This window comes from Streptomyces sp. PT12, assembly GCF_003311645.1.
In the GTDB taxonomy this organism is placed as follows: Bacteria; Actinomycetota; Actinomycetes; order Streptomycetales; family Streptomycetaceae; genus Streptomyces.
Genome location: NZ_QEST01000182.1, coordinates 1 through 18,366, shown reverse-complemented (window position 1 = coordinate 18,366; position 18,366 = coordinate 1). Strand labels below are relative to the sequence as shown.

The 18,366-nt window shown below is 72.5% G+C and carries 16 protein-coding genes; 3 read left to right on the top strand and 13 right to left on the bottom strand.

Features of this window, described 5'->3' with window-relative positions; genetic code table 11:
- Nucleotides 1-17: 17 nt before the first annotated feature.
- The 8 genes from DEH69_RS20095 to DEH69_RS20060 all read right to left on the bottom strand — a co-directional run bounded on the left by DEH69_RS20095 (nt 18) and on the right by DEH69_RS20060 (nt 8,502).
- Complete coding sequence (locus DEH69_RS20095) at nt 18-1,127, bottom strand: DegT/DnrJ/EryC1/StrS aminotransferase family protein (RefSeq protein WP_113688376.1); 1,110 nt, start codon at nt 1,125-1,127, stop codon at nt 18-20.
- Nucleotides 1,117-1,608, bottom strand: a complete 492-nt coding sequence (locus tag DEH69_RS20090) for a nucleotide pyrophosphohydrolase (RefSeq protein WP_113688397.1) — start codon at nt 1,606-1,608, stop codon at nt 1,117-1,119. The genes DEH69_RS20095 and DEH69_RS20090 overlap by 11 nt, the downstream gene beginning before the upstream one ends.
- 26 nt (nt 1,609-1,634) lie before the next feature.
- Nucleotides 1,635-2,618 carry a GNAT family N-acetyltransferase gene (locus DEH69_RS20085; RefSeq protein ID WP_113688375.1) on the bottom strand — a complete coding sequence of 328 codons (984 nt, stop codon included), beginning with the start codon at nt 2,616-2,618 and terminating at the stop codon, nt 1,635-1,637.
- Nucleotides 2,618-3,631 (bottom strand): dTDP-glucose 4,6-dehydratase, encoded by a 1,014-nt coding sequence (gene rfbB / locus DEH69_RS20080; RefSeq protein ID WP_113688374.1) that lies wholly within the window; start codon nt 3,629-3,631, stop codon nt 2,618-2,620. Before rfbB ends, DEH69_RS20085 begins: the two co-directional genes overlap by 1 nt.
- A complete protein-coding gene (locus tag DEH69_RS20075; protein WP_113688373.1) occupies nt 3,628-4,692 on the bottom strand; it encodes a glucose-1-phosphate thymidylyltransferase in 1,065 nt (354 codons plus the stop codon). The genes rfbB and DEH69_RS20075 overlap by 4 nt, the downstream gene beginning before the upstream one ends.
- A 293-nt stretch (nt 4,693-4,985) precedes the next feature.
- Complete coding sequence (locus DEH69_RS20070) at nt 4,986-6,617, bottom strand: ATP-binding cassette domain-containing protein (protein WP_113688396.1); 1,632 nt, start codon at nt 6,615-6,617, stop codon at nt 4,986-4,988.
- Entirely contained in the window at nt 6,614-7,873 is a 1,260-nt protein-coding gene (locus DEH69_RS20065) for an MFS transporter (protein ID WP_113688372.1), read from the bottom strand. The genes DEH69_RS20070 and DEH69_RS20065 overlap by 4 nt, the downstream gene beginning before the upstream one ends.
- Before the next feature lie 11 nt (nt 7,874-7,884).
- A complete protein-coding gene (locus DEH69_RS20060; protein WP_258534820.1) occupies nt 7,885-8,502 on the bottom strand; it encodes a TetR/AcrR family transcriptional regulator in 618 nt (205 codons plus the stop codon).
- A 44-nt stretch (nt 8,503-8,546) separates the two neighbouring features.
- On the opposite strand from DEH69_RS20060, the gene DEH69_RS31645 reads away from it, so the two are divergent.
- Nucleotides 8,547-9,575, top strand: a complete 1,029-nt coding sequence (locus DEH69_RS31645; RefSeq protein WP_181727521.1) for a hypothetical protein — start codon at nt 8,547-8,549, stop codon at nt 9,573-9,575.
- 30 nt (nt 9,576-9,605) lie between these two features.
- On the opposite strand, the gene DEH69_RS20050 is transcribed toward DEH69_RS31645, so the two are convergent.
- Nucleotides 9,606-11,600, bottom strand: coding sequence for a hypothetical protein (locus tag DEH69_RS20050; protein WP_113688370.1), 1,995 nt, complete (start codon nt 11,598-11,600; stop codon nt 9,606-9,608).
- Nucleotides 11,601-11,767: 167 nt separating this feature from the next.
- On the opposite strand from DEH69_RS20050, the gene DEH69_RS20045 reads away from it, so the two are divergent.
- Nucleotides 11,768-12,562, top strand: coding sequence for an IclR family transcriptional regulator (locus tag DEH69_RS20045; RefSeq protein ID WP_113688369.1), 795 nt, complete (start codon nt 11,768-11,770; stop codon nt 12,560-12,562).
- 68 nt (nt 12,563-12,630) lie between these two features.
- Here the strand turns inward: DEH69_RS20045 and DEH69_RS20040 are convergent, their stop codons facing one another.
- From DEH69_RS20040 to DEH69_RS20025, 4 genes are read right to left on the bottom strand one after another with little or no spacing between them, the layout of a single operon-like run.
- A complete protein-coding gene (locus DEH69_RS20040) occupies nt 12,631-13,968 on the bottom strand; it encodes an ABC transporter substrate-binding protein (protein ID WP_258534814.1) in 1,338 nt (445 codons plus the stop codon).
- 36 nt (nt 13,969-14,004) lie between these two features.
- Nucleotides 14,005-14,934 (bottom strand): carbohydrate ABC transporter permease, encoded by a 930-nt coding sequence (locus DEH69_RS20035; protein ID WP_258534813.1) that lies wholly within the window; start codon nt 14,932-14,934, stop codon nt 14,005-14,007.
- Complete coding sequence (locus DEH69_RS20030) at nt 14,931-15,842, bottom strand: carbohydrate ABC transporter permease (RefSeq protein ID WP_113688367.1); 912 nt, start codon at nt 15,840-15,842, stop codon at nt 14,931-14,933. Before DEH69_RS20030 ends, DEH69_RS20035 begins: the two co-directional genes overlap by 4 nt.
- Complete coding sequence (locus DEH69_RS20025) at nt 15,839-16,678, bottom strand: IclR family transcriptional regulator (RefSeq protein ID WP_113688366.1); 840 nt, start codon at nt 16,676-16,678, stop codon at nt 15,839-15,841. The genes DEH69_RS20030 and DEH69_RS20025 overlap by 4 nt, the downstream gene beginning before the upstream one ends.
- Nucleotides 16,679-16,858: 180 nt before the next feature.
- Between DEH69_RS20025 and DEH69_RS20020 the strand changes: the two genes are divergently transcribed.
- A complete protein-coding gene (locus DEH69_RS20020; protein ID WP_258534812.1) occupies nt 16,859-18,121 on the top strand; it encodes a BNR repeat-containing protein in 1,263 nt (420 codons plus the stop codon).
- Nucleotides 18,122-18,366 lie beyond the last annotated feature (245 nt).

Below are 18,366 nucleotides of genomic sequence, written 5' to 3'. Positions count from 1 at the left end.
TCCTTGAGGAACGCTCTTCAGGAACGCGCGCCGTCCGCGACGGCGTCGCACACGCGGTCCACGTCGCCCGGTGTGAGGGCCGAGTGCATCGGCAGGGACAGTTGGTGCCGCCAGAACCGCTCGGTGTGCGGCAGCCTGGCCCGGGTGTACATGGGGTAGCTGTCGATGCGGCGGAAGTGCACGCCGGTCTCGATGCCGCGCCGGGCGAGGTGGGTCATCAGCCGGTCGCGGTCGTCGGCGATGACGGGCATCAGGAAGTTGCCGCTGGCGCGCCTGTCGTGGTCGAGCGGCGCGACGCCGGGGATCCCGGCCAGTCGGCGGGCGTAGTGCTCGGCGGCCTCGGCGCGGCGGCGGGCGACGTCGTCGAGCACGTCGAGCTGGGCCAGGCCGATGGCCGCCTGGATGTCGCCCATGTTGTACTTGAAGCCGACCTCATCGACCGCGTACTCCCAGGGCGCGACGCCCTCGGCGTCGGGCCGCGGCTCGATGCCGAGTCTGCGCAGCCGCCGCGCCCGCGCGGCGAGGTGGGCGTCGGGGACGACGAGCGCGCCGCCCTCGCCCATGGCCAGGGTCTTGGTGGCGTGGAAGGAGTACGCCTGGAACGCCCCGCTCCCGCCGATCGGCCGCCCCCGGTGGCGGGCCCCGACGGCGTGCGCGCAGTCCTCGAGAACCGCGATCCCGGCGCGGGCGGCGATGGCGTGGATGGCGTCGAGGTCGCAAGGGGCGCCCGCGTAGTGGACCGGGACGACCGCGGCGGTGCGCGGGGTGAGCAGCGCCCGCAGGTGGTTCGGGTCGAGGTTGCCGGTGCGCGGGTCGATGTCGGCGAAGACCGGGGTGGCGCCTTGGAAGAGCACGGCGTGCCCGGTGGCCACGAAGGTGTTGGCCGGGAGCACCACCTCGTCGCCAGGTCCGGCGCCGATCAGCCGCAGCGCCAGGTGGAGCGCGGCTGTGCCGGAGTTGACGCCGATCACGTGCGGGGCGCCGATCGCCTTGCCGAAGGCGTTCTCGAACTCCTCGGTGACCGGACCGAGGCCGATCCAGGGCGACTGGAGCACCCGGCCGACCCGTTCCTTGGCGCCCGGCGGCACCACGGGAAGGAAGAGCGGGATGCGCGGCTCACCGCCCATCGGGCCACCCGTCGGGTCGCCCGTCGGGCCGCGGCTCGTTCCCGGCCGCCGCCGCGAGCTCGGTGTACGTGGCCGCGGTGCCGCGCGCCAGTTCCACGGGGTAACGGGCCCGGTTGCGCTCCAGCTTGCGCCCGGCCGCCGCGAGCAGGTCGACGTCCAGGTGCCTGGCGAGCCGCAGCAGGTAGTTGAGGACATCGGCCAGCTCGGACGCCACCGCCTCGTGGAACGCGGGATCGCGCCGCATCCGGGCGGCGATCTCCTCGTCACCGAGCCACTGGAGCGCCGCGAGCAGCTCGCCGCACTCGCCGCCGAGCGCCATCGCGAGGTTCTTCGGGGTCTCGAACGCCTCCCACGCGCGCTCGCGAACGAACGCGAACAGGCGCGCGGCATAGGCGTCGAACGCCTCCCCCGGCCCCCCTGGCCCCGAGGGCTCCCCTGGCTCCCCTGGCCCGCCGCCCGTTCCGTTGCGCACTTCCGTCATGGACACACGCCCTCCTTTGGCGCCCCTCATGTGAGATAGCCCCACTGGGCCATGCTCTGGGTGGTGTGGTAGGCGCCCGGCAGGAGCCCTTCGAGCCGCCAACCGTGCCGCTGCAACGCCGCGGTGGAGCGCGCGTCGGGCGCCTGGTGGGTGTAGAGGCGGGTGCCTGGCCCGCCCACCCTCGCGGGCAGCTCGCGCAGCAGCGTCCGCCACGCGGCGTCGCTCGCGGCGCACAGCGGCATCACCTTGACCGAGCCGCCCTTCTTGGGCCCGGTGGCGGCCACGCCCCGCACCTCGTCCCGCTCGTCGGCGACGACATGGACGTCCTTGAACTTGGCGTTGACGTCCCGCCCGGCCCGCCGGGCGTGACCGTCGACGAGCGACTGCACCCATCGGTCGTTCACGCCCTCGCAGTGCGGCGCGAACGCGGCAAGCACCAGTTTCCGCAGCGTGGGCCAGTCCCGGTCCTCGACCTCGCGCAGCCGCAGCGGCCCGCGCTCCGGCGCCTCGCGCGAGGCGGGGATGAGGGGCTTGTAGAGCATGAACTCCCGCACATCGGGCTTGTACTGGCCGACCGCCGACCCCGCGTCGACGAACCCGTGGCCGCGGAAGAACCGCAGGGCGGGGGCGTTGGTCTCGGCGACGGTGCAGTAGATCTGCCGCGCCGTGTGCCCGAGGGCGAACGTCTCGGCCGCCCTCAGCAGCGCGCTGCCGCGGCCACCGCCGTTGCGGTGGCCAGGGGCCACGATCAGCGGGCTGATCTTGACGGTGCCCTGCCGCTTGTACACGACGTGGACCAGGCCGCTGCGCCCCTCCCGCTCGACGAGCAGGAACATCCGCTGGAGCAGCGAGAAGTGCCCGTGTCTGTCGTGTCCCCCGCCCAGGTGGGCGTCGAGGACGCGGTCGGCGTGGGCCCGGTGGTCACCGCCGTAGTGCGGCGCCAGCGCCTCGTCGAACAGGCGGCGGACAAACGGCCTGTCGGCCCGTTCCGCCTCGCGGATGCGGAGCATCACCTGGCGGCTCCTTCCTCGATCGCTCCCCCGTGGACGGCCCCGCCCGTGATCAGCGGCTCCCACCAGGAGCGGTGCTCCCGGTACCAGCGCACGGTCTCGGCCAGCCCCTTCACGAACGGCACCCGCGGCGCGTAGCCGAGCGCCCGCAGCTTGGCGCAGTCGAGCGCGTAACGCCGGTCGTGCCCCTTGCGGTCGGCGACGCGCCGCACCCGGTCCCAGCCCGCGCCGCACAGGTCGAGCAGCGCCCGCGTCAGCTGGTGGTTGGTCAGCTCCTCGCCCCCGGCGATGTGGTAGACCTCGCCCGGCTGGCCGCGTTCGGCCACGAGCGCGACGCCCCTGACGTGGTCGTCCACATGGAGCCAGTCGCGCACATGCAGCGCGTCGCCGTACAGCGGCACGGGGCGGCCGTCCAGGAGGCGGCAGGTGAACAGCGGGACGATCTTCTCCGGGTACTGGTAGGGCCCGTAGTTGTTCGAGCAGCGGGTGACGCTCACCGGGAGCCGATGGGTCCGGGCGAACGCGAGCGCGATCAGGTCGCCGCCCGCCTTGGTCGCCGCGTAGGGCGAGTTGGGCCGCAGCGGCGCGTCCTCGGCCCACGCGCCGGTCGCGATGCTGCCGTACACCTCGTCCGTGGAGACCTGCACCACCCGCCCCACCCGCGCTTCGAGGCAGCGGTGCAGCAGGGTCTGCACGCCCATGGTGTTGGTCCTGGCGAACGCCGAGGCGTCGCGGATGGAACGGTCCACATGGGTCTCAGCGGCGAAGTTCAGGACGAGGTCGTGCCCCGGCACGACATCGCGCACCAGCTCGGCGTCGCACACGTCCCCGTGCACCAGGCGGCAGCGTGGCGCGTCGGCGACAGCGCCGAGGTTGGCGCGGCGCCCCGCGTAGGTGAGCTTGTCGAGCACGGTCACCGCCGCGCCCGCGTACGCCGGGAGCCGCCCTTCGAGCACGGCCCTGACGAACGTCGAGCCGATGAATCCGGCTCCCCCGACGACCAGGATCCTCATGCCGGTATCCCCACCGTGCTGTGGTCGCCGATGACCACCCGATGGCCCTGCCGCGCGCCCGTGCCGGTGACCCTGCTGTCGCGGCCGATGAGCGAGTCGGTGATGCGGCCCGCCCCTTCGACCACGGCCCGGTCCAGGACGATCGAGTGGTCGATCCCGCTGTCGACGACCGCGCAGTCTTCCCCGATGGAGGTGTGAGGGCCGATGAACGCCCCGGCCACGCGCGAGTTGCGGCCCACGAGCAGCGGCCCGACGAGGCGCGAAGACGTCACCTCGGCGCCCTCCTCGACGACCACCCGGCCGATCAGACGGCTCTCGGCGTCGACCGACCCGGCGCAGCGCGCCTCCATCCGCCCCAGCAGGTGCCGGTTGACGTCGAGGACATCGGCGACGCTGCCGGTGTCCCGCCAGAACGTCTCCACCTCGGTCGACCACACCCGCGCGCCGCCGTCCACGAGGCCCTGCACGGCGTCGGTGATCTCCAGCTCGCCCCTGCGCGAGGGCGTCAGCCGGTCGATCCGCTCGTGCACGGCGGCCGTGAAGGCGTAGGCGCCGATGACCGCCAGATCGCTGCGCGGCGCTGACGGCTTCTCGGTCAGGCGGGTGACCCGCCCGAGCGGCGTCCGCTCGGCCACGCCGTAGGCCCGCGGGTCCGCCACCCGGCCGAGCAGTAACTCGGCGTCCCCGCCGTGCCGTTCGAAGCCGTCGAGCAGCCTGGCGACGCCGTTCTCGATGAAGTTGTCGCCCAGGTGCAGCAGGAAGGGGTCCTCGCCGAGGAAGCCGCGGGCGGCCGCCACGGCGTGGGCAAGGCCGCGGGGCTCGTCCTGCCGCACATAGGTGACCGCGGCGCCGAAGCGGGAGCCGTCCCCGACCGCGGCGCGGATCTCGTTGCCCGTCTCGCCCACCACGATGCCGATGTCGGTGATTCCCACCGCGCCCATGCTTTCCAGCACATGGAAGAGAACCGGCTTGTTGCCGACCGGAACCAATTGTTTGGCCAAGGTATGAGTGAATGGCCGCAGGCGCGTGCCACGCCCGCCGGAAAGCACCAACGCCTTCACAACACGATCCCTTCGCCGACTGTCCCGCCGCGACGATCCCCCGGGGAGCGCGGATTTCACCGCATCGCCTCTCTCAGGGAACACGATCGCCCGTTCACCGGCAAGGGCCACCGCGGGCTTCAGGCGCCGCGTGAGGGGCTTCACCTGCGCTTTCCGGCCATGCGCGCCGCCGTCGGCGGCGTTGTCCCGCTACCCAGGAACGACCTTTGCCCAGCCATTCTCACCGAGGGTCAGCGGGGCTTTATCACGAGCGGGATAAAGGCGAACAGAAGATGCGTTTCTCCGCTCCGCCCTTATCGCGCCACGCGCTTTTCTTCCCATACGGGCTCGGGCGACTCGTACACGTGCCCTTCACCGGAGAAGACCAGAAAGCGATCGAACTCCCGGGCGAACCAGCGGTCGTGGGTGACCGCGAGAATCGTTCCCTCGTAGGCGTCGAGCGCCTCCTGGAGGGCCTCCGCGGAGACGAGGTCGAGATTGTCGGTGGGCTCGTCGAGCAGCAGCATCGTGCACCCGCTGAGCTCGAGCAGCAGGATCTGGAAGCGCGCCTGCTGGCCGCCGGAGAGCGAGTCGAAGAGCTGCTCGGCCGAGGCGGCGAGGCCATAGCGGTCGAGCGCCCGGCTGGCCTCCTCGCGCGGCAGCCCGGCCCGCGTCCCCTCGCCGCGGTGCAGCACGTCGAGCAGCGTCCGCCCGGCGAACTCCGGGTGCTCGTGCGTCTGCGCGAACCACCCGGGGACGACCCGCGCGCCGAGCCGCGCCTCCCCCGTGTGCGCCACCGGGGGCGCGGCTGCCGCGAGCAGCCGCAGGAAGTGCGACTTGCCCGAGCCGTTGGAGCCCAGGACGGCGAGGCGTTCGCCGTACCAGAGCTCCAGGTCGAACGGCCGCATGAGCCCGGTGAGTTCGAGCCGCGAGCACACCAGCGCGCGCCTGCCGGTGCGGCCGCCGCGCAGCCGCATGCGCAGGTTCTGCTCGCGGGGGACCTGCTGAGGCGGCCCCGCCTCCTCGAACCGCCGCAGCCTGGTGCGCGCCGACTGGTATCGGGAGGCCATGTCGGAGTTGTAGGCGGCCTTCTGCTTGTAGGTGGTGACCAGGGCCTTGAGCTTGGCGTGCTCGTCGTCCCAGCGGCGCCGCAGCTCCTCGAGGCGCGTGAACCGCTGGCGGCGCGCCTGGCCATAGGTGCCGAACGCGCCGCCGTGCGTCCACGCGGTGTTTCCCGAGGCGCCGAGCTCCAGGGTGACGATCCGCTGCGGCACCCGGGTCAGCAGCTCGCGGTCGTGGGAGACGAGGAGCACGGTTTTGGCGGTCTCGACGAGCGCCTCCTCAAGCCACCGTTTCCCCGGCACGTCCAGGTAGTTGTCGGGCTCGTCGAGCAGCAGCACCGGCGTGGGGCCTCGCAGCAGCGCCTCGATGACCAGCCGCTTCTGCTCGCCGCCCGACAGCGTGCGCGCCTCGCGCCACCGGGCGCGCTCGTAGGGCAGGCCCAACGCGGCCACGCAGCACTGGTCCCACACGACCTCGGCCTCGTAGCCGCCCGCGTCCCCGTAGCGCGCGATGGCGTGGGCGTACCGCATCTGGGTGGGCTCGTCGTCGCGCTCCATCATCGCGAGCTCGGCGGCCTCAAGCTCCGCGCAGGCCGCGCGGACCGCGGGGGGAGCCGCCGAGACCAGCAGCTCGTGCACCGTGGTGCCGCCCTTGGCGCGGCCGATGAACTGCGGCATCACGCCCAGCTCGCCGTCCACGGTGACCGTGCCGCTGTGCGGCCGCTCCTCGCCCCTCACCAAGCGCAGCAGGGTGCTCTTGCCCGCACCGTTGGCGCCGATGAGCGCCGTCTTCGAGCCGTTGCCGACGTCGAACGAGACCTCGTCGAGCAGCACGCGCCCGCCGGGCAGCGTGTATCCCACTCTGTTGAGCTCGATGTGGCCTATGACTCCTCCTTGGAATCCGCGGGGTCGAGCAGCTCCGCGCGCGGCGCGTCCGCCGTTCCCTGGGTCGGCGTCGATGCCGGTGTCAATGCCGATGCCGGGTTCGGGGTCCCGCGGCTCGCGGCCAGCCGCAGCAGGGCGAGGGCCACGAGGCCCGCCGCGCCCGAGACGACCGGCAGCGGCGCCGGGCCCCAGGCGTCGAGCAGGGCGCCGCCGATGGCCCCTCCCATGGCGACGCCGAGATAGGTGCCCGAGGTGTTCAGCGACAGGGCCTGCGTCGAGGCAGGCCCCGCGAGCAGGTGCAGCCGCGTCTGCACCGCGGGAGAGTTCCAGAACGCCGCGGCGCCCCACACCGCGACGACCGGGAGGAGCAGCGCGACGGGCACCGGGCGAGCCTGCCACAGCGCGGCGAACAGGGCCATCGAGAAAACGAAGGCGGCCACGCCGACGGCCAGCGTGCGATCCGCGCCCCACGCGTCGGTGGCGAGCCCGCCGAGCCAGATGCCCACCATCCCCGCCACGCCCGAGACGGCGAACAGCGCGGTCCTGCCGCCCGTCCCCGCCGAGGCGATCCCGTCGGCGAACGGCGCGAGATAGGTCAGCAGCATCATCGAGCCGAGGATCAGCACGACGTTCGCCGCGAGGCCCAGGGAGATCGCGGGGCGGGCCAGGATCACCAGCTGCGAGCGCAGCGGCAGCGCCGATCCGCCCGTTGCGCGCCGCGGCAGCTGCGTGGCGAAGCCGAGCGCGACGAGCGCACCGGCCGCTGCCATGGTGGCGAACGTCGCGCGCCAGCCGAGCGTGCCGCCGATCCAGGTCCCGGCCGGAACGCCGAGCGCGATGGCGCCCGTCACGCCGAACGCCACGATCGCCACATAGCGTCCGATCCGCTCGGGCGGGGCGAGTTGGGCGGCGAGGGCGAACAGCGCGGGCGTCGCGGTGGCCGCGGCGAGGGCCGCGACGACCCGCAGGAAGAGCAGCGGTCCATAGCTGTCGGCCACGGCGGCAAGGACGTTGGCGACAGTGAAGACGGCCGCCGCCGCCGTGAGCACGCCGCGCCGGGGCAGGCGTGCGGTGGCGATCGCGGCCACGGGGGCCGCCAGCGCGACGGTGACGGAGAACGCCGTCACCAACTGCCCTCCGGCGCCCTCGGAGACGCCGAGGTCGTCCGAGATCTCGGGGAGCACGCCGGCGATCACATAGTCGTCGGTGTAGAAGATCAGCGCTCCCACGGCGAGCGCTACCAGCCATCGGGGCATGGCCGAGCCTCCTAGAGGCGGTGATGTGTCCTGACACGGTCGGGGACGAGGGCGGGGAGGGAGAGGTGGTGGCGGAGCACGGTGAGGGGGTCGGGAGCGCCCGACGCCCCGTGGGGGTGGACGAGTTCGAACGTGAGGCCCGTGATCAGCGCGGCGAGCACCTCCACGTCCACCTCGCCGTCGGCGAGCCCCGCCGCACCCAGCGCCTCCCGCAGTATTCGGCGCATGTCCGTGCCCATGCGTTCGGCCACCGCGCGGAACTCCGGGCGGATCCTGGCCGCGCCGATGAACTCCACGAGCACGATCAACTCGGCCCTGTCCCTGGGCGCGAGGGGCAGCAGGGCGGAGACCACCGCCTCGAGCAGGGCGTGCCGCCCCGCCTCGGGCCCGTTCTCGCCCGCCGAGGCCGCGACGGCGTTCAACCTGCGCTCCATGCGGGCGCCGACCTCTTCGACGGCGGCGACCATCAGCCCCTCGTGGCTGCCGAAGTAGTGCCGCACCGAGCCGATGTTGACCCCGGACTCCTCGGCGACCTTGCGGAGCGAGACCTCCGCCACTCCCTGGCGAACGACCAGCCGGAAGACGGCGTCAAGAACCCGCGCCCGCATGGTGATTCGCCGCTCACCCATCGTGACCACGCGGCGAGATTATCACGCCTGTGAGGTGAACCAGGATGTTTCGGACACCAGTGCGCTTCCGTCCGCGATGGCGCCAACGCGCCAACGCGCCCGGCGAGTCCGGCCCGGCCCGCGGCCCCCCGTGGCGGCTGCGCGCCGTCGGCCAGGGCCATGACCACGGCCTGGCCACGCTGGCCCGGCACTACGGCGTCGACGTCGAGGGGCAGCCGATCATGGGAGCGGCCTTTCCCGAACTCCTTGGCTACCGTCGGCGGGTGGCTCCGCGTGAGCGGTGCGGGGAGGTGTGGGCATGGTCGCGAGGTATGTCGTCGCGCCGCGGGGCGGCCGCCGGGCCCATCGTGACATCGCCTCCGCGCTCGCCGCGGCGGCAGGGCGGGGTGGGGCCGCGGTGGTCGAGGTCGCGCCGGGGCCGCTTCTCCCGCCTTGACATCCGCGGTCTGACGAGCTCGGCGCTGCGGGTCTTCGGCGAGTCGAGGGCCGTGTTCGATGGGGTCCGCGTCGCGCGCTGCTCCGCGGGCCTGGACATCTGGGGAGGCGGCGGCACCACGGCCGACGTCACCGACGCGGCGTTCCACGACTTCGACCTCGCCGCGGTGTCGGTACTCGGCCAGGCCCGTGCCACGCTCAGGCGCGCGGTGGCCGAGCGCGGGCCGTTGGGCTTCGGCGTGGGGAAGGAGGCCCAGCCGTTCCTGCACGGCTGCGCCGCGACGGGGGCGCGCTTCGCCGACGCGTGCGGCGGCCGACTGGTGGACTGCGCCGTGCGCGGGACGCGGGGCGCGGCCGTGCAGGCCAACGGGCGCGTCGACCTGGTCGGGCTCCGCACCTCGCTGCGGGTCGTACCGAGCACCGAGCCGGACGAGCGCCCGCCCACGGTCGTCAACCACTTCAACGGCCCCGTGTTCAACGCCGAGGTGTCGGGCGCCCAGCTCGCCTGGAACAACGGAACGGTCACCCAGAACCAGCAGAACAACAGCGCGGTCGCCCCCGGCTTCGAGGCGCTTGCCGAGCTGATCGACGACCTGCTGCGGCAGCTGCCGCGGGCGGGCCTGACCGGCGTCGTGTGACCGGCCGTCGTCAGGGCGCGGGACCCGGGGTCAGCGTCCGACCACGGTGAAGGAGTGCGACACCGCGAACGCGCCGTAGCCGTACGACACCGTGACCTCGTCGCCGTGGCGCGCGTCCAGCTCCGCCACGTCGAGGGTGCCGCGGAACGTCGTGGCGTTCGGGCCCGTCTGGGTCACGGTCAGCGGCTCGGCCGCGCCGTCGCTCACGTGGACCTCGACCGTGCCCTGGTCGAGGGCGTCGGCGTCCAGGTTGAGCGGCGCGGCAAGCTCGACCGTCACCTCCCCGTCGCGGGGGACGACGCGCGCGGGGGCGCCGCCGCGGTTGCGCACCTCGATGCTGGTCAGGTCGACGGCGCGCCAGACGAGCGACTCGTTCCACGAGGTGTTGAACGCGACCCAGCCCTCGGTGTGGCCGATGTTCCCGGTGGCGGGGTTGAAGGGGTAGTGGCCGTTCTTCGGGCTGCCGTCGAGGACGCCGGGCAGGTTCTCCAGCAGCCCGGCGCCGCCCTGGTACTCGGAGAACCAGCCTCGTTCAACGCCTTCGAACCCGTCCTGCTCGCTCGGCGCGTCGTACGAGGCGTGGCGGCCCGTGGGGTTGCGGCCGAAGAGGTTGTCGACGTGGGCCGCGGCGATCTCGCGCAGCCGGTCGGCCAGCGGGTCGTCGTCGCCGAGGAGCCGGGCGGCGGCGAGCGCGGGCGCGGCGAAGCCCGCGACGTTGCCCGTCTCGTTGGGGTCGTCGGCGCCGCCGCCGGTGAAGGCGGGGATGGTCCAGCGCTCGTCGGAGTAGCGGCGGAAGTCCCAGAGGTTGTCTGAGCGTTCGGTGGCGACCTCGGCCCAGTCGCGGACGAACTCCTCGATGCCGTCCGGCGCCTGGTCGGGGTAGTTCTCGGCGAACTGCACAAGGCCGGTGATCAGCACATACTCGCTCTGCCGCTGCCCCTTGGTGACGGCGGGGTCGGCCAGGTCGAGGTTGCCGACCAGCCACGCGGCCTGGTCGCGCGCGGCGTTCAGGTAGCGTTCGGCGTCATCGCGGCCCTCGCGCAGCGCGACCTCGTACATCATGACGTTCGGCCACACCGAGTGGCCGGGCGCCAACTCGCCCTTGCCCGTGCCCACTTCGGTGTATGTCTGGAACAGATCCCCCGTGTGGGGCGTGAACGCCTGCCAGTAGTAGCGGTCGCCCTCGGGGTCGCCCCAGGTGGCGAAGACATGGTCGCGGGCGCGCTCGTAGACGTCGGCCGGTATGTACTCGGCGAGTTGGGGATAGGCGTGCACGAAGGCCGCCAACTGCTCCTTGAGCTGGGGCTCGTTGACATCGGCCGCGAGCAGCAGCTCGACGCCCCAGTGGATGAGGCGCACGATCTCGGGCGTGTCATCGGGCAGCGTCACCGGCAGCCCCTCGTAGATCGCGTCGTCCACGGAGATCTGCTCGAACGCGCTGGGGTTGACGAAGTACAGGTCGACAAGCGTCTGGATCTCCCGCGAGTAGTGCGCCCCGTCGCGCCAGGTGACGGCCTTCATGCACTCGCGGTGGCCGTACTCGTCGCTGGCGAGCCCGGGCCCGTCGGCGAAGCGGGTGAAGTCGCCGAAGTAGCAGCGGCTTCCCGACATGAACTCGATGGCGCGCTGGTAGGACACCCGGTCGATCCAGTAGGCGCCGATCCCGAAGGGCACCGAGGTGCCGACGCCCGCCGAGCCCTCGACGGTGACCACAAAGTCGCCCGTGTCGCGCGGGTCGAACGCGGTGAAGTCGCCCACGCCCCCGTGCACCCTGCCGCGGAACCTGACCTCGCCCGAGGCGTCGGTGATCTCGAAGGCCGCGCCGTCCTCGGCCCGTGGCGCGGTGAACCGCTTGGGCTCGCCGAGGCCGAATCCGCTCTGGTTGAGCAGCACCGGCTGCGCGGCGGTCGGGTCGCCAGGGGCGGCGGCGGGGGCGGAGCCCGGCTCCGCCGCCGCCGCGGCGGCGGCCCCTGGGATGACGCCGACGATGAGCGTCCCTGCGGCGATGAGTGCCCGCGCCTTCATATGGTCCTCCGGCTCTTTATTGGCATGAGCGATTCATTTAGCGAGAACCTCTCCCACATGGCGGAGCCCGTCAACCCCTTGCGCACGGGCGGTGTGGGGAGATGCCGCGGACATGGCCTGTAGGATCCACTATCTGGATGGCACTCCTAAAAGGGATCGGGGTACCCATGGCGTCGCGTACGAATCCCAGCGTGGCCACCGCGGTGGCGGGCACCCAGAGCGTGGAGCGGGCACTGTCCCTGCTGGCGTACTTCACGGACGAGCACCCCGAGCGCCGCATCGCGGAGCTCGTGGAGCTGACCGGCCTGGGGCAGTCCACCGTCTCCCGCCTGGTCAGCGCGCTCGAGGCGCTGGGGTATCTGGCGCGGGACGAGCGCAGCGGGCTGCACCGGCTCGGCCCTCGGCTGATCTCGCTCGCGGGCGTCGCGCTCAACCAGTCGCCGGTGCACCGCGCCGCGCGCCAGGTCGCGCAGAACCTCACCCACGAGACGGGGCTCGGCGCCAACGTCGCCGAGCGGCACGGCGACCAGCTGTTCTACCTCTGCCACTTCGAGGGCCCGAGGGCGCCGCGCTCCTTCACCCTCACCGGGCGCCTCGCGCCCCTGCACGCCACGGCGCTGGGCAAGGCCCTGCTGTGCGGCAGGCGCGCCGATGAGGTCAGGGCGCTCCTGGGCGAGGAGTATCCCGCCTTCACCGGCCGCACCCTGACCGGCCTCGACGCGCTGCTCGGCGCGCTCGACGACGTGCGCGCCCGCGGATACGCCACCGAGGTCGAGGAGTTGGCGCTCGGCCGCGCGTGCCTGGCGGCCCCGATCAGGGACCGCTCGGGCGAGGTGGTCGCGGCGCTCTCCGTCTCCGGGTCGCTGTCCGCCCTCGACCTGCCGGAGCGGGAGGCCGAGCTGGCCCGCCGGGCCATCGAGTACGCCGACCAGATCTCGACGGGGCTCGGCTACCTGCACTAGGCCCTGCCCGGGCGGGCTTGGAGCGCCGGTCCGCGCCGTCCGACGCTGCGCTCGCGCCGGGCGATCGTTCAGCGTTCCATGAGGCCGGTGATCTCCTCGCGGGCGGCGTTCATCGCGTCCCTGGCCGACGAGCCGCCCACGAGCACGGCCTGGACCTGCTGGGCCACGACCTCCTCGATCTGCGCGTTCTGGGTGAGGTGCCAGAACGGGCCAGGGGTCGCCGTCGCGGTGATCCGCTCGGTCCACTCGGTGGTGAACGTGTCCTGGGCGACGGCCGGGTCCGCCAGGCCCTCCTCGGTGGTCGGGGGCAGCGCGAGGCGTTCGAAGTAGTCGGCGACCGTCGCCGTGTCGGACGTGGTGTGCAGCGCGAACTCGGTTGCGGCGTCCGAGCCTTCGCCGTCGACCACCACGATCACATGGCCCCACAGCAGCGCCTGCGGGGTGTCCCCCGAGGCCAGCACCGGGCGCGGCACCGGCACCATCGCGTCCGCGAGGGCGGGGTCGCTCGCCTGGGCGACGGTCGCGCCCTTGCCGATCACCGCGTCGTCGTAGAACCCCACCCTGCCCTGCGCGAACAGGGCGCGCGCGTCGAAGCGGTCGACGTCGGCGGCGATGAGCCCGTCGTCGTAGAGCCGCTTGTACCACTCGACGGCCTCGACGGAGGCGTCGTCGCCGATGGTGACCGTGTCCCCCTCGACCAGGGTGCAGCCGAAGGTCCGCATCCACGGGAAGATGTCCTTGAGCTGGGCCACCTTGGTCGCCGCGGCGTAGGGGGTGATCCCGTCGAGGTCCTTGAGCGCGCGCAGCGCCTCCTCGAACTGCTCGATCGTGGTGGGCTGTTCGGTGATCCCGGCCTCGTCGAGCAGGGTGGAGTTGGCGATCAGCCCGATGGAGGCGGTGGTCCAGGGCAGGCCGTACTGGGTGCCGTCGTACTGCCCGCTGGTCAGCGCGGCCTCGGTGTAGCCGCCGCGCGCCGCGGCCTCCGAGAGGTCGAGGAGCCTGCCCATCGGGGCGAGGGCGCCGAGCCAGGCGATGTCGAGCTGGACGGCGCCGGTGACCTGGCCGCCGCGCAGCTTGAGGGTGAGCTGGGTGAGGTAGTCGTTGTAGGGATAGGACACCGGGTCGATGGCGACGTCCTCGGCGCTCTCCCAGTCGGCGATGATCGCCTCCACGACCGGCTTGCTCGCCTCCTCATTGAGCGACCAGGAGGAGAAGCCGAACGAGGTGGCGGACGCGTCGCCGCCGCCGCCCGAGCCGCCTGACGGCGCGCACGCGGACAGCGCCCCCGCCCCCACGGCCCCCATGGCGCCGAGGCCGAGCAGGCGCAGCGTGTCGCGGCGGCGCAGCCCGGCGTCGGGACGCGCCGTCCCTGGCGCCATGAGCTGGCGGGTGCGGAATCTGGACATGGGAGTTCTCCTTGTGGTTCAAGTCTTGAGTGAGGTTCAGCTCTTGACGGCGCCGGCGGTGAGCCCGCCGACCAGGTAGCGCTGGAGGAAGGTGAACGCGATGACCACGGGCAGCGAGACGACGAGCGAGGCCGCCATCAGGGCGGGCCAGGAGGTCTGGAACTCCCCGATGTAGGTGTTCACCAGCCCCGGCGGCAGGGTCTGGGTGTCCTGGTCGGCCAGGGTGAGGGCGAAGATGAAGTCGTTCCAGCCGCGGACGAAGGCGAACAGCCCCGCGGCGACCATGCCGGGCGCCGCCAGCGGGGCGACGATGGTGTGCAGGGTGCGCCAGCGCGATGCGCCGTCGATGGCCGCCGCCTCCAGCAGGGCGTCTGGCACGGTGTCGAAGATCCCCTTCAGCATCCACACGCACAGCGGCATGGTGAAGGTGGTGAAGGAGAGGATCAGCGCGGCATAGGTGTTGAGCAGCCCGAACTCGCTGAAGACCGCGTAGAGCGTGATGAGCAGCAGGGCCTGCGGGAACATCTGCGAGGCCAGCACGAAGTTCATCAGCGACGTCCGGCCGCGGTAGCGGAACTTGGAGAACGAGTAGCCCATGTAGGCCGAGACGACGACGCTGAGCACCGCCGTGATCGAGGCCACCACGACGCTGTTGAGCATGTAGCGAAACAGCGCCTCGTTCTCGGCGAAGGCGCGGAAGTGCTCCAGGGTGACGGCCCGCGGGAACAGGTCGGGCGGGAAGCGGAACGCCCGGTCGTCCGGGCTCAGCGCGGTGACGAGCATCCAGTAGACGGGCAGCAGCCCGAAGAGCCCGATCACGCCCACCGCCGCCCACGCGGCGACGCTCGAACGCCGCTGGTCGGGTCGGCGCCGACGCCGACGCTTCGCGGGGGCCGGGGCGGGTGGCGCGGGGGGCCCGCCCTTGGTGGGGCGCACGGCCGGGGTCACGGTGTCCATGGCGCTCATCGGTCGGTCTCCCTCTCGAACATCCGCAGATACAGCCCGACAAGACCGAGCAGCAGCACCATCCACAGCCCGCCGAGCGCGGTGGCCCGGCCCAGGTCGAAGCCGTGGAACGCCTCCCGGTACACGGCGACCGCGAAGGTCTCGGTGGACCCCGCGGGGCCGCCCCCTGTGAGCACGTAGATGGTGTCGAAGTGCTGGAAGTTCCAGATGAACTCGAGCAGGATCGCGATCGCCGCCACCCCGCGCACCCCGGGCCAGGTGACGGTGCGGAAGCGGCGGATCGCCCCCGAGCCGTCGACGGCCGCCGCCTCGTGCAGCTCCCTCGGCACGGTCTGGAGCGCGGCCAGCATCATCACCATGATCCAGGGGAAGCTGGCCCAGCTCTTGGTGACGATCACGGCGAGCATCGCGGTCCCCGGCTCGCCGAGCCAGGTGACGGACTCGTCGATCAGCCCGAGCCGGGTCAGCACGCCGTTGAGCACCCCGTAGTTGGCGTTGAAGATCCACATCCACAGGAAGGACACCACGACGCCGGGGATGACCCAGGGGAAGAGGAAGAGGCCGCGCAGGAAGCCGCTGCCCCTGATCCCGGAGTTCAGCGCGAGGGCGAGCGCGAACCCGAGGACGAACGGGATCGCGGTGGCACCCAGGGTGAAGACCGCCGTCTGGCGCAGCACCGGCCAGAAGTCGCCTTCGAGGGCCTCGCGGTAGTTGCTCAGGCCCACGAAGGAACGCCCAGGCAGCACGAGGGACTGCTCGAAGAAGCCGGTGACCAGCGAGGCGATCAGCGGGTAGCAGACGATGGCGGCGAACAGGGCCACGCCGGGCAGCGTGAGCAGCAGCGCGAACGCGGTGTTCGAAAGCCGCTCGCCGCGCCGGGGGCGGGCCGCGCCGGTCAGGGGCGTCATGGCCTGCCCCCGGCGCGCGCCGCGGCACCGGCTCGCGGCCCGGGGTCCGCGCCGGGCCCCGGTGGTCCCACATAGCCGAGGGCGACGCTCACGGAGTCGGCCGCCTCGATCACGGCGCGGGCCAACTCCCGTTCGCGGTGGTCGAGATCGACGGTGGAGAGCGGCCCCGATATGGAGATGGCGGCGGTGATGGAGCCCGAGCGGTCCCTGATGGGGGCCGCCACACAGGACCGGCCGTGCGCCAGCTCCTCGACCTCGGTGGCGTAGCCGCGCCGCGCCGCCTCGGCCAGCTGCTCGTCGAGCGCGCGGTGGCTCGCGAGAGTGCGGGCGGTGAAGGGGCGCAGGGCCTCCTCGGGCAGCAGGGCCCTGCGCTCGCCGGCGTCGAGGGCGAGCAGCAGGCACTTGCCGAGGCCCGTGGCGTGCAGGGGCTTGCGCTGGCCGCTGAGCACGGTGTTGCGGGGGGCCAGCGGGCCCTCGAAGTTGAGGAGGTAGAACAGCGAGGCGGAGCGGCGCACCGCGACGTTGACGCCGAGGCCGACGCGGGCGGCGAGCTCCTGGCCGAGCTGCCTGGCCTCGCGGTGCACCGGGTGCTGGTTGAGGGCGACCCCGCCCAGGGTGATGGGGGCGACGCCGAGCCGGTAGAGGCCGCTGACGCCGTCGCGTTCGACATAGTCGAGCGACTCCAGGGTGGTCAGGAGCCGGGAGGTGGTGGAGGCGCCGAGCCCGGTGTGCCGCACGACGTCGGAGACGCGCAGCTCGGGCGGCCCCGCGAGGAAGGCGCGCAGCACGGAGACCGCGCGTTCGACGCTCTGGTTGTTGCCCTGATCGGAAGCCATGCCCTCTCCAGTGAATCTCACTTGCAACATGTGGGATGGTCGACCGCATATTGAGCCCGCGTCAACCCCTCTGCGGGTATCAATTGCACCGGGCGGCGCGGGAAGCATTGACAGACGCGCATCATGTGGCAACGCTCCCTGCATCACGCATGTTCCATGCATGTTAAGGGAGATGATTCCATGAACGTGCCCCTGAGGCGCCTGCTCCTCGTGCTGGCGACCGCACTGGCCACCGTGCTGCCGCTCGGCACGCCCGCGGCAGCCGCGCCCGCCGACCTCACCGAGGTCCCCTATCCGATGGACTCCTCCAACCAGGCCGCCTGGTGGACACCCGTCGCCACCTACCGGGGCGCCGGGGAGTACGCCTACTTCGCGTTCAACGAGCCGGGCTCGGAGCCCGGCACCCACCGCGTCGCCATCGCCCGCCGCGACCCCTCGGGCGGCTGGAGCAGGCTGCCGGTGCTGAACGGCGGCAGCCCCGCCGAGTACACCGACGACATCGGCCACAACCAGCCCTCCATGGCCCGCGACGGCAGCGGCAGATTCCACGTCTTCGCCTCGATGCACAACAACACGTGGCGCTACTTCCGTTCGGACACCACGGGCGGCGCCCCAACCAACCACGCGGCGGACCTCCCCGACCAGGGGAAGAACGTCACCTATCCCGTGCTCACCAGCACCCCGGACGGCGACCTCTATCTGATCGCCCGGGTGCAGGAGGGAACGCGGCGCGCGGGCAACCTGTACCACTGGGACAACGACGCCTCGTCCTGGAGCAAGGTCGGCAGCTTCGCCGTCGCCGACGGGCGTTCGGTCTACCCCGACGACCTCCAGGTGGACTCCGAGGGCGATCTGCACCTCCTCTTCGAGTGGTCGCTCGCCCCCTCGTCCGCCTTCAGGCACGAGCTGTCCTACCTGAAGTACAGCCCGTCCACGGGGGTGTTCAGGGACCATGCGGGCGCCGAGGCCGCCGTCCCCGTGACCCCGGCGAGCGCCGATGTGATCCAGCCCATCGAGGCCGGGGAGAGCTACCAGGACGAGGCGGGCCCCGCGGTGCAGAGCGCCAAGCTGACGCTCGACGGCACCTCGCCCAAGGTCGCCTACCGCTACCGCTCGGCGACCAGCGGCGGACTCTTCCATGTGCGGTACGCCTATCTCCGCGACGGCGCGTGGGCGCGGCAGACGGTGTACTCGGGCGGCCAGACCACCGCGGCGCTCGGCCTCACGTGGGACGAGACGGAGGGCAAGCGCGTCTACTTCGCCACCGCGTCAGGGGCCGACCGCGCGCGGGTCGCCACCGAGTCGGGCGGCACATGGAGCAGCGCGCCCGTCGCCCCTGGGCTGCCGATCGACCGACTCGCGGTGCGGCGCAACGCCAGCGGCCAGGACATCCTCTATCTGGTGGACACCCAGGGCGGAAGGCTGCACTACGCCCGTCACTAGGACCTGGCCGGGCGGCTTTCGGGGACCGGTCCGCGGCGTGGCACCTGCCGCGCCCGGACTCCGTTTGGGGGCCACGCCGCGGGCCCCTCAGGGCCCGTGTCCCCATGGACGGCCCCCGAAGCACGGGAAGTACCCACACGAGCGGGGCACTTCGGGCCCGGTAGGCGCCCCCGCGCGGCCCCCCGGCCCCGGGCACCTCCCGGACGGAGTCTGGGGTGGGGGCACCTCCCGGACGGAGTCTGGGG

Bases quoted from the DNA above. Each gene is read 5' to 3' on its own strand.
- DEH69_RS20035 (WP_258534813.1), bottom strand. From the start codon at position 14,934: ATGAGCGCCATGGACACCGTGACCCCGGCCGTGCGCCCCACCAAGGGC.
- DEH69_RS20095 (WP_113688376.1), bottom strand. From the start codon at position 1,127: ATGGGCGGTGAGCCGCGCATCCCGCTCTTCCTTCCCGTGGTGCCGCCG.
- DEH69_RS20040 (WP_258534814.1), bottom strand. From the start codon at position 13,968: ATGTCCAGATTCCGCACCCGCCAGCTCATGGCGCCAGGGACGGCGCGT.
- DEH69_RS20050 (WP_113688370.1), bottom strand. From the start codon at position 11,600: ATGAAGGCGCGGGCACTCATCGCCGCAGGGACGCTCATCGTCGGCGTC.
- DEH69_RS20030 (WP_113688367.1), bottom strand. From the start codon at position 15,842: ATGACGCCCCTGACCGGCGCGGCCCGCCCCCGGCGCGGCGAGCGGCTT.
- DEH69_RS20065 (WP_113688372.1), bottom strand. From the start codon at position 7,873: ATGCCCCGATGGCTGGTAGCGCTCGCCGTGGGAGCGCTGATCTTCTAC.
- rfbB (WP_113688374.1), bottom strand. From the start codon at position 3,631: ATGAGGATCCTGGTCGTCGGGGGAGCCGGATTCATCGGCTCGACGTTC.
- DEH69_RS20025 (WP_113688366.1), bottom strand. From the start codon at position 16,678: ATGGCTTCCGATCAGGGCAACAACCAGAGCGTCGAACGCGCGGTCTCC.
- DEH69_RS31645 (WP_181727521.1), top strand. From the start codon at position 8,547: ATGTTTCGGACACCAGTGCGCTTCCGTCCGCGATGGCGCCAACGCGCC.
- DEH69_RS20090 (WP_113688397.1), bottom strand. From the start codon at position 1,608: ATGACGGAAGTGCGCAACGGAACGGGCGGCGGGCCAGGGGAGCCAGGG.
- DEH69_RS20085 (WP_113688375.1), bottom strand. From the start codon at position 2,618: ATGCTCCGCATCCGCGAGGCGGAACGGGCCGACAGGCCGTTTGTCCGC.
- DEH69_RS20020 (WP_258534812.1), top strand. From the start codon at position 16,859: ATGAACGTGCCCCTGAGGCGCCTGCTCCTCGTGCTGGCGACCGCACTG.
- DEH69_RS20060 (WP_258534820.1), bottom strand. From the start codon at position 8,502: ATGGGTGAGCGGCGAATCACCATGCGGGCGCGGGTTCTTGACGCCGTC.
- DEH69_RS20045 (WP_113688369.1), top strand. From the start codon at position 11,768: ATGGCGTCGCGTACGAATCCCAGCGTGGCCACCGCGGTGGCGGGCACC.